At 54.0% G+C, this 13073-nt stretch carries 11 protein-coding genes; 8 read left to right on the plus strand and 3 right to left on the minus strand.

Annotated features, from left to right (window positions below; genetic code table 11):
• The first annotated feature begins 44 nt into the window (after positions 1–44).
• The 6 genes from lolA to APU02_RS05860 all read left to right on the plus strand — a co-directional run bounded on the left by lolA (position 45) and on the right by APU02_RS05860 (position 7564).
• Positions 45–656 (plus strand): outer membrane lipoprotein chaperone LolA, encoded by a 612-nt coding sequence (lolA, locus tag APU02_RS05835; RefSeq protein WP_042288173.1) that lies wholly within the window; start codon positions 45–47, stop codon positions 654–656.
• Between the two features lie 8 nt (positions 657–664).
• Positions 665–2008: a replication-associated recombination protein RarA gene (gene rarA / locus APU02_RS05840; RefSeq protein WP_060569521.1), complete on the plus strand. Its 1344-nt coding sequence runs from the start codon at positions 665–667 to the stop codon at positions 2006–2008.
• 91 nt (positions 2009–2099) lie between these two features.
• Entirely contained in the window at positions 2100–3392 is a 1293-nt protein-coding gene (gene serS / locus APU02_RS05845) for a serine--tRNA ligase (RefSeq protein ID WP_042288170.1), read from the plus strand.
• Between the two features lie 234 nt (positions 3393–3626).
• On the plus strand, positions 3627–6071 hold the full coding sequence (gene dmsA, locus APU02_RS05850) for a dimethylsulfoxide reductase subunit A (protein ID WP_060569522.1): 2445 nt from the start codon (positions 3627–3629) through the stop codon (positions 6069–6071).
• A 10-nt stretch (positions 6072–6081) separates the two neighbouring features.
• A complete protein-coding gene (dmsB, locus tag APU02_RS05855; RefSeq protein ID WP_060569523.1) occupies positions 6082–6699 on the plus strand; it encodes a dimethylsulfoxide reductase iron-sulfur subunit DmsB in 618 nt (205 codons plus the stop codon).
• Position 6700: 1 nt separating this feature from the next.
• Positions 6701–7564, plus strand: coding sequence for a dimethyl sulfoxide reductase anchor subunit family protein (locus APU02_RS05860; protein ID WP_060569524.1), 864 nt, complete (start codon positions 6701–6703; stop codon positions 7562–7564).
• 73 nt (positions 7565–7637) lie between these two features.
• Here APU02_RS05860 and ycaC read toward each other — a convergent pair whose 3' ends face one another.
• Positions 7638–8264: an isochorismate family cysteine hydrolase YcaC gene (ycaC, locus tag APU02_RS05865; RefSeq protein ID WP_060569525.1), complete on the minus strand. Its 627-nt coding sequence runs from the start codon at positions 8262–8264 to the stop codon at positions 7638–7640.
• 313 nt (positions 8265–8577) lie between these two features.
• Here ycaC and APU02_RS05870 point away from each other — a divergent pair, with 313 nt between their 5' ends.
• Positions 8578–9726 (plus strand): MFS transporter, encoded by a 1149-nt coding sequence (locus APU02_RS05870; protein ID WP_060569526.1) that lies wholly within the window; start codon positions 8578–8580, stop codon positions 9724–9726.
• Positions 9727–9935: 209 nt separating this feature from the next.
• Positions 9936–11357: an amino acid permease gene (locus APU02_RS05875; protein WP_060569527.1), complete on the plus strand. Its 1422-nt coding sequence runs from the start codon at positions 9936–9938 to the stop codon at positions 11355–11357.
• A gap of 45 nt (positions 11358–11402) precedes the next feature.
• On the opposite strand, the gene APU02_RS05880 is transcribed toward APU02_RS05875, so the two are convergent.
• A complete protein-coding gene (locus APU02_RS05880; protein WP_042288155.1) occupies positions 11403–12194 on the minus strand; it encodes a hypothetical protein in 792 nt (263 codons plus the stop codon).
• A gap of 63 nt (positions 12195–12257) precedes the next feature.
• Complete coding sequence (pflA, locus tag APU02_RS05885) at positions 12258–12998, minus strand: pyruvate formate lyase 1-activating protein (protein WP_042288154.1); 741 nt, start codon at positions 12996–12998, stop codon at positions 12258–12260.
• Positions 12999–13073 lie beyond the last annotated feature (75 nt).

The following is a 13073-nucleotide window of genomic DNA, read 5'->3' on the forward strand; positions in this document are numbered from 1 at the left end:
AGAAGGAACTCCCGGTCGGGAGTGACGTATTTTGAGGAATAACAATGAAAAAAATTGCCATCACCTGTGCTTTGCTTTCAGGGTTCGTTGTCAGTAGCGTTTGGGCAGATGCCGCGAGCGATCTGAAAAGCCGTCTGGATAAAGTGAGCAGCTTCCATGCCAGCTTCACGCAAAAAGTGACAGATGGCAGCGGCACCGCCGTTCAGGAAGGCCAGGGCGATCTGTGGGTAAAGCGTCCCAATCTGTTTAACTGGCATATGACGCAGCCTGACGAAAGTATTCTGGTGTCCGACGGTAAAACCCTGTGGTTTTACAACCCGTTCGTTGAGCAGGCTACCGCCACCTGGCTGAAAGACGCGACCGGCAATACGCCATTTATGCTCATTGCCCGTAACCAGTCCAGCGACTGGCAGCAGTATAATATCAAGCAAAATGGCGATGATTTTGTGTTGACGCCGAAAGCCAGCAACGGAAACCTGAAGCAGTTCACCATCAATGTGGGACGTGACGGGACAATTCATCAGTTCAGCGCCGTGGAACAGGACGACCAGCGCAGCAGTTACCAGCTGAAATCTCAGCAGAACGGCGCGGTCGACGCATCGAAATTTACCTTTACCCCACCGCAAGGCGTAACGGTAGACGACCAACGTAAGTAGAGGCATGAGTGAGCAATCTGTCGCTCGATTTTTCAGATAATACTTTTCAGCCACTGGCCGCGCGGATGCGGCCAGAAAATTTAGCGCAGTATATCGGCCAGCAGCATCTGCTGGCCGCAGGCAAGCCCTTGCCCCGCGCTATTGAAGCCGGGCATCTGCATTCCATGATCCTGTGGGGGCCGCCCGGGACCGGGAAAACCACTCTTGCCGAAGTGATTGCCCGTTACGCCGACGCTGACGTTGAGCGGATATCCGCCGTTACGTCCGGCGTCAAAGAGATCCGCGAAGCCATTGAACGCGCGCGGCAAAATCGAAATGCCGGGCGTCGTACAATCCTGTTTGTCGACGAAGTTCATCGCTTCAACAAAAGCCAACAGGACGCTTTTTTGCCGCATATTGAAGACGGCACTATTACCTTTATTGGCGCGACAACGGAAAACCCGTCTTTTGAGTTGAATTCCGCATTGCTTTCCCGTGCGCGTGTCTATCTGCTGAAATCGTTGACGACCGGAGACATCGAACAGGTTCTCACTCAGGCGATGGAGGATAAATCCCGTGGCTACGGGGGGCAGGATATCGTGCTGCCGGATGAAACGCGTCGGGCGATTGCTGAACTGGTCAACGGTGATGCCCGTCGGGCGTTGAATACGCTGGAAATGATGGCTGATATGGCGGAAGTCGACGACAGCGGTAAACGCGTTCTCCTTCCTGCATTGCTGACCGAGATTGCCGGAGAGCGCAGCGCCCGTTTCGACAATAAGGGCGATCGTTTTTACGATTTGATTTCCGCGCTGCATAAGTCGGTGCGCGGCAGCGCGCCGGATGCGGCGCTCTACTGGTATGCGCGTATCATCACCGCGGGCGGCGATCCGTTGTATGTTGCGCGCCGCTGTCTGGCTATCGCCTCAGAAGATGTCGGCAATGCCGATCCGCGTGCGATGCAGGTCGCGATTTCCGCATGGGACTGCTTTACTCGCGTTGGTCCAGCAGAAGGCGAGCGCGCCATTGCGCAGGCGATTGTGTATCTGGCCTGCGCGCCGAAAAGTAATGCGGTCTATACCGCCTTCAAAGCGGCCATGTCGGATGCCAGAGAACGTCCGGACTACGATGTGCCTGTCCATCTGCGCAATGCGCCGACGAAGCTGATGAAGGAGATGGGCTACGGTCAGGAATACCGTTATGCCCACGATGAGCCGAATGCCTACGCCGCGGGCGAAGAATATTTTCCTCAGGAAATGGCACAAACGCGTTATTATCATCCCACCAACAGAGGTCTTGAGGGCAAGATTGGCGAAAAGCTCGCCTGGCTCGCCGGACAGGATCAAAATAGCCCTATAAAACGCTACCGTTAGTGCAGGCGTTGCGGTAATGTTGGCACTGTATCCCTGTGACTGCAGGCTGTGGTCACATTTCCTCTTTTAATTCGATAAGCACAGGATAAGCATGCTCGATCCCAATCTGCTGCGTAATGAGCCAGACGCAGTCGCTGAAAAACTGGCACGCCGGGGCTTTAAGCTGGATGTAGATAAGCTGCGCGCTCTTGAAGAGCGTCGTAAAGTTTTGCAGGTCAATACGGAAAACCTGCAGGCAGAGCGTAACTCTCGATCGAAATCCATCGGCCAGGCAAAAGCGCGCGGGGAAGATATCGAGCCTTTACGTCTGGAAGTGAACAAGCTTGGTGAAGAGCTGGACGCAGCGAAAGCTGAACTGGACGTTCTGCAGGCTGAGATCCGTGACATCGCGCTGAACATTCCAAACCTGCCTGCTGACGAAGTGCCGGTGGGGAAAGACGAAAACGACAACGTTGAAGTCAGTCGCTGGGGCACTCCGCGCGAGTTTGATTTCGACGTGCGCGATCACGTCACGCTGGGTGAAATGCATACCGGTCTTGATTTTGCCGCTGCCGTGAAGCTGACGGGTTCGCGTTTTGTGGTCATGAAAGGGCAGATTGCCCGTATGCACCGTGCGCTTTCTCAGTTCATGCTTGATCTGCACACTGAACAGCATGGTTATAGCGAAAATTACGTTCCGTATCTGGTTAACCACGACACGCTGTACGGTACCGGACAGTTGCCGAAGTTTGCCGGCGATCTGTTCCACACCCGTCCGCTGGAAGAAGAAGCGGACAGCAGCAACTATGCGCTGATCCCAACGGCGGAAGTGCCGCTGACCAACCTGGTGCGTGATGAAATCATCGACGAAGATCAGCTGCCGATCAAAATGACCGCGCACACGCCGTGCTTCCGTTCCGAAGCCGGTTCATATGGTCGCGATACCCGTGGTCTGATCCGTATGCACCAGTTCGACAAAGTAGAAATGGTGCAGATCGTCCGTCCGGAAGATTCCATGGCGGCGCTGGAAGAGATGACCGGCCACGCCGAAAAAGTGCTGCAGTTGCTGGGTCTGCCGTATCGTAAGATTATCCTTTGCACGGGTGATATGGGTTTTGGCGCCTGCAAAACTTACGATCTGGAAGTGTGGATCCCGGCGCAGAATACCTATCGCGAAATCTCTTCCTGCTCGAACGTCTGGGACTTCCAGGCACGCCGTATGCAGGCACGCTGCCGCAGTAAGTCCGACAAAAAGACCCGTCTGGTACATACCCTGAACGGCTCTGGTCTGGCGGTAGGACGTACGCTGGTTGCGGTGATGGAAAACTATCAGCAGGCTGATGGCCGCATTCAGGTGCCGGAAGTACTGCGTCCATATATGAACGGACTGGAATATATTGGCTGATAGTTACGCCATCCTTCCCTAAAAAAGCGCCTGATGGCGCTTTTTTTGTGCCTGTTTGACACCGGACAATAATTCATACTCCCTACGGAGTAATACTACCTTCGAATGAAATTCAGCATTTTTCGCTGTCATCCTACTATTTCGTTGTATATGTAACTATATAGCGTCGCATTCATATTCAAATAATAACGTTAATTTTTGCACTTTTACTGTGAGCAAGCAGAGTGAGCCATTATGAAAACTAAGATCCCCGATGCCGTTATGGCAGCTGAGGTGAGTCGTCGTGGTTTAGTAAAAACGACGGCCATAGGCGGTCTGGCAATGGCCAGCAGCGCGTTTACCCTGCCATTTACCCGAATCGCTAACGCCGCCGAAGCCATCAGCCCGGCGCAGGCCAGCGAAAAAGTTATCTGGAGCGCGTGTACCGTGAACTGCGGCAGCCGTTGCCCGCTGCGTATGCATGTGGTGGATGGCGAAATCAAATACGTTGAAACAGACAATACCGGCGATGATCGCTACGATGGTCTGCATCAGGTAAGGGCGTGCCTGCGTGGGCGTTCAATGCGTCGTCGCGTTTATAATCCGGATCGTCTTAAGTATCCAATGAAGCGCGTTGGCAAACGCGGTGAAGGAAAGTTTGAACGCATCAGTTGGGATGAAGCCTACGACATCATCGCCAGCAATATGCAGCGGCTGATCAAAGAGTACGGTAACGAATCCATCTATCTGAACTACGGTACCGGGACGTTGGGCGGCACGTTAACCCGTTCATGGCCGCCAGGGAAAACGCTGGTCGCGCGTTTGATGAACTGCTGTGGCGGCTACCTCAACCACTACGGCGATTACTCTTCAGCCCAGATAGCCGCCGGTCTGAACTACACCTATGGCGGGTGGGCCGACGGAAACAGCCCATCCGACATTGAAAACAGTAAACTGGTTGTGCTGTTTGGCAATAACCCAGGTGAAACGCGCATGAGCGGCGGTGGGGTAACCTACTACCTGGCGCAGGCGCGACAGAAGTCGAATGCGCGGATGATTATCATCGATCCGCGTTACACCGATACCGGCGCGGGCCGCGAAGATGAGTGGATCCCGATTCGCCCGGGAACCGACGCCGCGCTGGTGAATGCGCTGGCGTATGTTCTGATTACCGAGAATATGGTTGACCAACCGTTCCTCGATAAATACTGCGTCGGCTACGATGAAAAAACGCTGCCCGCCAGCGCGCCGAAAAACGGTCATTACAAAGCCTATATTCTGGGGGAAGGTAAAGACGGCATAGCCAAAACGCCTGAATGGGCGGCGCAGATCACCGGCATTCCGGCAGACCGCATCGTCAAACTGGCACGTGAAATTGGCAGCGCGAAACCTGCGTACATCTGCCAGGGCTGGGGACCGCAGCGTCACGCGAACGGTGAAATTGCTACCCGTGCGATCTCGATGCTGGCGATCCTGACCGGTAACGTGGGTATTAACGGCGGCAACAGCGGCGCGCGTGAAGGCTCTTACTCGCTGCCTTTTGAGCGTATGCCGACGCTGGAAAACCCGGTTGAAACCAGTATCTCGATGTTTATGTGGACGGATGCCATTGAGCGTGGCCCGGAAATGACCGCGCTGCGTGACGGCGTGCGTGGCAAAGATAAACTCGACGTGCCGATTAAAATGATCTGGAACTATGCAGGTAACTGCCTGATCAACCAGCATTCAGAAATCAACCGCACCCATGAAATCCTGCAGGACGACAAGAAGTGCGAAATGATTGTCGTCATTGACTGTCATATGACCTCGTCGGCGAAATACGCCGATATTCTGCTGCCGGACTGCACGGCTTCTGAGCAGATGGACTTCGCGCTGGATGCCTCCTGCGGCAGCATGTCCTACGTTATTTTCGCTGACCAGGCCATCAAGCCGCGCTTTGAGTGCAAGACCATCTACCAGATGACCAGCGAGCTGGCGAAGCGTCTGGGCGTGGAGGCGCAGTTCACCGAGGGGCGCACGCAGGAAGAGTGGATGCGTCATCTGTACGAGCAGTCGCGTAAAGCGATTCCCGATCTGCCGACCTTTGAAGCGTTCCGCAAGCAGGGCATCTTTAAACAGCGCGATCCGCAAGGGCATCACGTGGCGTATAAAGCCTTCCGTGAAGACCCGCAGGCGAACCCCCTGACCACCCCGTCGGGCAAAATCGAAATCTACTCGCAGGAACTGGCCGAGATAGCTGCGACCTGGGAATTGCCGGAAGGGGACGTGATCGATCCATTACCGATCTACACCCCGGGCTTTGAGAATTACAACGATCCGCTGACGAAAGACTATCCGTTACAGCTGACGGGCTTCCACTATAAGTCTCGCGTCCACTCCACCTATGGCAACGTTGAGGTGCTGAAAGCGGCCTGCCGCCAGGAAATGTGGATCAACCCGCTTGATGCTCAGAAGCGCGGTATCAGCAATGGCGATAAGGTGCGTATTTTCAACGGTCGAGGCGAGCTGCACATTGAGGCGAAAGTCACGCCGCGCATGATGCCGGGCGTCGTCGCGTTAGGGGAAGGGGCGTGGTACGACCCGGATGCAAAACGCATCGATCAGGGCGGTTGTATCAACGTGCTGACCACCCAGCGTCCGTCTCCTCTTGCTAAGGGGAACCCGTCACATACGAACCTTGTTCAGGTTGAGAAGGTGTAAGGAGTAGCCGATGACAACCCAGTATGGATTTTTTATTGATTCCAGCCGTTGCACCGGTTGCAAAACCTGCGAACTGGCCTGTAAAGATTATAAAGACTTAACCCCGGACGTCAGCTTCCGTCGCATCTACGAGTATGCAGGCGGCGACTGGCAGGAGGATAACGGCGTCTGGCACCAGAACGTCTTTGCCTACTATTTGTCCATTTCGTGTAACCATTGTGAAGACCCGGCCTGTACCAAGGTGTGCCCAAGCGGGGCGATGCATAAACGGGAAGACGGTTTTGTGGTGGTCGATGAAGATGTGTGCATTGGCTGCCGCTACTGCCATATGGCTTGCCCGTACGGCGCGCCACAATACAATGCCGCCAAAGGTCATATGACCAAATGCGACGGTTGCCATGACCGTGTGGCGGAAGGTAAAAAACCGATCTGTGTGGAATCCTGTCCGCTGCGCGCGCTGGACTTCGGTCCGATTGAAGAACTGCGTGAAAAACACGGCGATCTGGCCGCTGTCGCTCCGCTGCCGGGGGCGCATTTCACTAAACCTAATATTGTAATCAAACCTAACGCCAACAGCCGCCCGACGGGAGACACCACGGGTTATCTGGCCAATCCGAAGGAGGTGTAAGATGGGAAGTGGATGGCATGAATGGCCGCTAATGATCTTCACGGTCTTCGGGCAGTGTGTAGTCGGTGGCTTTATCGTTCTGGCGCTGGCGCTGATCAAAGGCGACCTGCGCGCAGAGACGCAGCAGCGGGTGATCCGCTGTATGTTTGCGTTATGGGTACTGATGGGGATTGGTTTTATCGCCTCCATGCTGCACCTCGGCTCGCCGATGCGCGCGTTTAATTCGCTGAATCGCGTAGGGTCGTCGGCGCTGAGTAATGAAATCGCCAGCGGCTCTGTTTTCTTTGCGATTGGCGGTATCGGTTGGCTGCTGGCCGTGATGAAAAAGCTCTCTCCGGCGTTACGCACAGTGTGGCTGATCGTCACCATGATTCTGGGCGTGATATTTGTCTGGATGATGGTTCGCGTTTATAACAGCATCGATACCGTACCGACCTGGTACAGCCTCTGGACGCCGATGGGCTTCTTCCTGACGCTGTTTTTGGGGGGGCCGCTGCTCGGTTACCTGCTGCTGCGCGTGGCTGACGTCGATGGCTGGGCGATGCGTCTGCTGCCTGCGGTTTCACTGCTGGCGCTGGTTGTGAGCGCGGTTATGTCGGTGATGCAAGGCGCCGAGCTGGCGACTATCCATAGCTCCATTCAACAGGCGTCGGCGCTGGTGCCGGATTACGGTACGCTGATGGCCTGGCGCATAGTTGTTCTCACCGTGGCGCTCTGCTGCTGGATTGTGCCGCAGTTGAAAGGCTACCAGCCGGCGGTACCGCTGCTTTCGGTAGCATTTGTTCTGCTATTGGTCGGTGAACTGATTGGCCGCGGCGTGTTCTACGGTCTGCATATGACCGTGGGCGTAGCGGTAGCCAGTTAACGTACAGGGAATTACCGAATGGCGACAACGCCATCCGGCTCTCTCACCAAACCGGGGCGTTGACCCCGGTTTTCTATTTCTGCTTCGTCAGGGTATCGTAGCTGGTCATCAGGTTACGGTAATCCGGAATATGATTTGAGAACAGCGTCGCCAGCCCCTCAATGTCATTGCGCCAGTCGCGATGAAGCTCGCAGGCGACGCCAAACCATGTCATTAACTGCGCGCCAGCCTGCGACATTCGATCCCACGCCGACAGGCGGGTAATGTCATTGAACGTGCCCGAGGCATCGGTCACCACAAAAACGTCAAACCCTTCCTCAATGGCCGAAAGCGCCGGGAACGCCACGCAAACCTCAGTGACTACACCGGCAATGATCAACTGTTTTTTCCCTGTCGCCTTCACGGCGTTGACAAAGTCTTCGTTATCCCAGGCGTTGATATTGCCGGGACGCGCAATGTAGGGGGCGTCCGGAAATTGCGTCTTCAGTTCGGGGACCAGCGGCCCGTTTGGACCCGTTTCAAAACTGGTTGTCAGGATAGTCGGCAGCTTAAAATATTTGGCTAAATCACCGAGGGCGAGAACGTTATTCTTGAATTTATCGGGATCGATATCCCTGACCAGTGAGAGCAATCCGGCCTGGTGATCGACCAGAAGAACCGCAGCATCATTTTTATCGAGACGAACATAAGGTTTAGCCATTTCTTCTCCTTGAGAGAGTCAGCGAAACACCCGAAACCAACCGGGTGCGGGAGGTTCACTCAAAGCATAGAACGGAAAAAAAATTGTTGGTGGGACTATGAGATTTTTCGACCAAACGACGCGGCGCCTTTTAGCGATAAATCAATAAAAACAGCCACCTGAGTGGGACGCTGTGGTCAGAATACATTTTCTCAATCAATAAATTGAATCGAACCATAAAAAGGGCCGTCAGGCCGCGGTTTCAGCCGATTGACAATGTTTTTGTTGGTGGCATGATGCGCGTGAAATTTGAACTTCCTCACGGTTTATACTCATGTCCACCTATACCCGGCCTGTCATGCTTTTGCTGTCTGGCCTGCTTTTGTTGACCCTGGCGATCGCGGTGCTGAACACGCTCGTCCCGCTCTGGCTCGCTCAGGAAAACCTGCCGACCTGGCAGGTGGGCATTATCAGTTCGTCTTATTTCACCGGGAATCTGGTGGGTACGTTACTGACGGGCTATTTAATTAAACATCTCGGGTTTAACCGTAGCTATTACCTTGCTTCGCTGATTTTTGCCGCTGGCTGTGTGGGGCTTGGTGTAATGGTCGGATTCTGGAGCTGGCTGGCCTGGCGCTTCGTGGCGGGCGTGGGCTGCGCCATGATCTGGGTGGTGGTGGAAAGTGCGCTGATGTGCAGCGGCACCTCACGCAATCGTGGTCGCCTGCTGGCGGCTTATATGATGGTTTACTACGTGGGGACATTCCTCGGTCAACTGTTGGTCAGCAAAGTGTCCACGGAGCTGATGAATGTGTTACCGTGGGTAACGGGTATGGTACTGGCGGCGATTTTACCGCTGCTCTTCACGCGTATTCTGAATCAACAGTCGGAAGAACACAGCGCCACACCTGTGACGTCGATGCTCAGGCTGCGTCAGGCGCGTCTGGGGGTGAACGGTTGTATTATCTCCGGAATTGTTCTCGGCTCCCTGTACGGTCTGATGCCGCTGTATTTGAATCACCAGGGGATAAGCAACGCCAGCATCGGTTTCTGGATGGCGGTGCTGGTTAGCGCCGGGATCCTGGGACAGTGGCCGATCGGACGTCTGGCCGATAAGTTTGGTCGCCTGTTGGTTCTGCGCGTTCAGGTCTTCGTGGTGATCCTCGGCAGTATCGCGATGCTCAGCCAGGCCGCGATGGCCCCCGCGTTGTTTATTCTGGGGGCGGCAGGTTTTACCCTCTATCCGGTGGCGATGGCATGGGCATGTGAAAAAGTGGAACAGCATCAGCTTGTGGCGATGAACCAGGCATTGCTGTTGAGCTACACCGTGGGCAGCCTGTTAGGGCCCTCCTTCACCGCGATGTTAATGCAGAATTATTCCGATAATCTGCTGTTTATTATGATTGCCAGCGTCTCGTTTATTTATTTACTGATGCTGCTGCGTAATGCCGGGCACACGCCCGATCCGATTGCTCACGTTTAAACCAGCGCAAACGCTATGCCTTATTTTTGCATAGCGTTTGCGTATATATGACGGGAAATAATTAATATACCGATCATATCTTCCGACTGTTGCAAAATAAACTGTGCAGACGGTTAGAGTTTTTTACTCTGCCAATATCGCTTTCCTCTTTTCCCGCGCATAATCCTTCGCCTAATTTTTGTATAAAAGCTTTCACGAAGGATTGTGTTATGGCAGGTGAACGGGAAAAACAGTTGCGCTGGTACAACATTGCGCTGATGTCATTTATCACCGTCTGGGGTTTTGGCAACGTAGTAAATAACTATGCCAACCAGGGGCTGGTGGTGGTTTTTTCATGGGCGTTTATTTTTGCCCTCTATTTTATTCCTTATGCCCTTATCGTCGGCCAGCTTGGCTCCACCTTTAAAGATGGTAAGGGCGGCGTCAGCACGTGGATAAAACAGACTATGGGGCCGGGACTGGCCTATCTTGCCGCCTGGACTTACTGGGTGGTGCATATCCCTTATCTGGCGCAAAAACCACAGGCGATTTTAATCGCGCTGGGGTGGGCGCTAAATGGCGATGGTTCGTTAATTAAAGAGTATTCAGTCGTGGCGCTGCAGGGCCTCACACTGGTGCTTTTTGTCTTCTTCATGTGGGTGGCGTCACGGGGGATGAAATCGCTGAAGATTGTCGGTTCGGTGGCGGGTATCGCCATGTTCGTCATGTCCATACTCTATGTGGTGATGGCGGTGACGGCCCCGGCTATTACCCACGTAGAGATCGCGACGACCAACATCACCTGGCAAACGTTTATTCCGCATTTTGATTTCACCTACATTACGACCATTTCCATGCTGGTTTTTGCCGTCGGCGGGGCGGAAAAGATTTCGCCATATGTGAATCAGACGCGTAATCCGGGACGGGAATTTCCCAAAGGAATGCTGTTTCTGGCGGTAATGGTGGCCGTTTGCGCTATTCTCGGCTCGCTGGCGATGGGAATGATGTTTGACTCAGGAAATATTCCCGACGATCTGATGACCAATGGTCAATATTACGCCTTCCAGAAGTTAGGCGAATATTACCATCTGGGCAATGCGCTGATGATTATTTACGCTATCGCCAATACGTTAGGTCAGATTGCGGCGCTGGTTTTCTCTATCGATGCGCCATTGAAAGTGCTGCTTGGGGATGCGGACAGTAAATATATTCCGCAGCGTTTATGCGGCACGAACGCATCCGGAACGCCGGTAAACGGTTATATACTGACGCTTGTGCTGGTGGCGATTTTGATTATGTTGCCCACGCTTGGTATTGGCGATATGAATAATCTTTATAAATGGCTGCTGAACCTGAATTCCGTGGTGATGCCGTTGCGTTATCTGTGGGTATTTGTCGCCTTTATTGCCGTGATTCGTCTGGCGCAGAAATATCAGCCGGAATATGTGTTTATCCGTAACCGCCCGCTGGCGCTGACGGTTGGCATCTGGTGTTTCGGCTTTACCGCCTTTGCCTGCCTGACCGGCATCTTCCCCAAAATAGAAGCTTTTACCCCTGAATGGACCTTCCAGCTGACGCTGAATATCGTGACGCCGTTTGTGCTGGTCGGGCTGGGCCTGATATTTCCTCTGCTGGCGCGCAGCAAGGCATAACCGGTCACCGGGAACGGATACTGCGCCATTTATGCCTTAAGACGGTTACTCAAGCGGAGTCAGGCTTTTCGGGACGACGTACTGGTTGCCGTCATAGTGTAAGGTCCAGCTGGCTTTTCCCGGTTTATCCTTTGCGGTGCATTCACCGTTGGCGTCAATATAAGCCGTGGATGCCACGCTTTTTTCGCTGACGCGTATATCGGCATAACCCTTGTGGGAAGAGGCGCCTATGGCAAGGGTGCGTTTTATATCATTAAACTCGCCTGCGCACATTCCGTCCCATTCGCCGCTGTTATCTTCCAGAATGATTCCTGGAAGCAGAGTACGCAGCTGATTATTTTCGATCACGTACAGGGAGAGAGCATCCTCGCGAAAAGGGTTAACGCGCGAGCTACCGTCACGAACGATATGCAGGCCAAACGCGATTTGATCGGGAGCGACTTTCCAGCGTGCGGTATCAAGGGTGAGTCTGGTGATGCGAAAGGCATCATCACTCATACGGTTGGGCAGATGCAATCGCTGCCTCACCGCCAGCGTCGCGGAATCCAGCACCAAGAGTTCCAGATCGCCGGTGTGGTCGTAATCCGTTTGTTCATCCGACATCAGCGGAACGGCGGCCAGCGTCAGCTCCGGCCTGGCGGGCCAGACGCGGCAGATAGCGCGCTGCGGCGAGGCGTCATCGAAAGTAATGATCTGCCTGTCGCGGGTGGTGAAACCATCCGTTGTTGGCGTGGCATCCGGCCAGGCGTGCTGAACGATAGTGCTGATATTGCAGACATCGGCGGCATACGCGCACTGCGCTGAGAAGAGAAGAATTCCTGATAGTAATAAGCGCATAGAGCATCCATTCCCTGTTTATGGCAGATAACAAAACGGCTGCTCATGTGCAGCCGTTCTTAATTAATACATCACTTTATGACCGTACTGCTCCAGAATGCCTTTCACGCGTTCCATGGTCTCTTTTTTCGGCGGTTTTACGCCGTCCAGTTTGTACTCTTCACCCATCGCCACCCATTTGTGCTTGCCTAACTCATGATAGGGCAGCAGCTCGATTTTCTCGACGTTACCCATATCGCGGGTAAACTCGCCCAGGCGATGCGCGGAGTCGTCGTCGTCGGACCAGCCTGGCACCACAACGTAGCGGATCCAGACCTTAACCTCTTTTTTCGCCAGATACCGGGCAAACTCCAGCGTGCGGTGGTTTGATACGCCCACCAGGTTCTGGTGGATTTCGTCGTTCATCTGCTTAAGGTCGAGCATCACCAGATCGGTCACTTCCAGCAGTTCATCAATAACCGGATCGTAACGGCGGACAAAGCCGTTGGTGTCCAGGCAGGTATGAATGCCTTCTTTTTTACAGGCGCGGAACCAGTCGCGAACAAATTCCGCCTGCAGGATCGCTTCGCCGCCAGATGCCGTTACGCCGCCGCCAGAAGCATTCATAAAGTGGCGATAGGTCACCACCTCTTTCATCAGTTCTTCAACGGTAACTTCTTTACCGCCGTGGGTATCCCACGTATCGCGGTTATGGCAATACAGGCAGCGCATCAGGCAGCCCTGGAAGAAGGTAATAAAGCGAATGCCCGGGCCGTCAACGGTACCACAGGATTCAAAGGAGTGAATGCGACCAATAACTGACATTGCGGTGTTTCTCCAGATGTGGCCCATCCGGGGCCGTGTTGGCGCACAGCTCATGGGCTGTGTCGAGTCTGTTTT

It is taken from the genome of Citrobacter sp. 50677481 (genome assembly GCF_001463265.1).
GTDB classification, from domain to species: Bacteria; Pseudomonadota; Gammaproteobacteria; order Enterobacterales; family Enterobacteriaceae; genus Citrobacter_A; species Citrobacter_A sedlakii.

What these genes read in the sequence shown, in the direction of transcription:
- dmsA (WP_060569522.1), top strand. Translation starts at nt 3,627, where the DNA reads ATGAAAACTAAGATCCCCGATGCCGTTATGGCAGCTGAGGTGAGTCGT.
- APU02_RS05870 (WP_060569526.1), top strand. Translation starts at nt 8,578, where the DNA reads ATGTCCACCTATACCCGGCCTGTCATGCTTTTGCTGTCTGGCCTGCTT.
- lolA (WP_042288173.1), top strand. Translation starts at nt 45, where the DNA reads ATGAAAAAAATTGCCATCACCTGTGCTTTGCTTTCAGGGTTCGTTGTC.
- APU02_RS05875 (WP_060569527.1), top strand. Translation starts at nt 9,936, where the DNA reads ATGGCAGGTGAACGGGAAAAACAGTTGCGCTGGTACAACATTGCGCTG.
- pflA (WP_042288154.1), bottom strand. Translation starts at nt 12,998, where the DNA reads ATGTCAGTTATTGGTCGCATTCACTCCTTTGAATCCTGTGGTACCGTT.
- APU02_RS05860 (WP_060569524.1), top strand. Translation starts at nt 6,701, where the DNA reads ATGGGAAGTGGATGGCATGAATGGCCGCTAATGATCTTCACGGTCTTC.
- APU02_RS05880 (WP_042288155.1), bottom strand. Translation starts at nt 12,194, where the DNA reads ATGCGCTTATTACTATCAGGAATTCTTCTCTTCTCAGCGCAGTGCGCG.
- ycaC (WP_060569525.1), bottom strand. Translation starts at nt 8,264, where the DNA reads ATGGCTAAACCTTATGTTCGTCTCGATAAAAATGATGCTGCGGTTCTT.
- dmsB (WP_060569523.1), top strand. Translation starts at nt 6,082, where the DNA reads ATGACAACCCAGTATGGATTTTTTATTGATTCCAGCCGTTGCACCGGT.
- serS (WP_042288170.1), top strand. Translation starts at nt 2,100, where the DNA reads ATGCTCGATCCCAATCTGCTGCGTAATGAGCCAGACGCAGTCGCTGAA.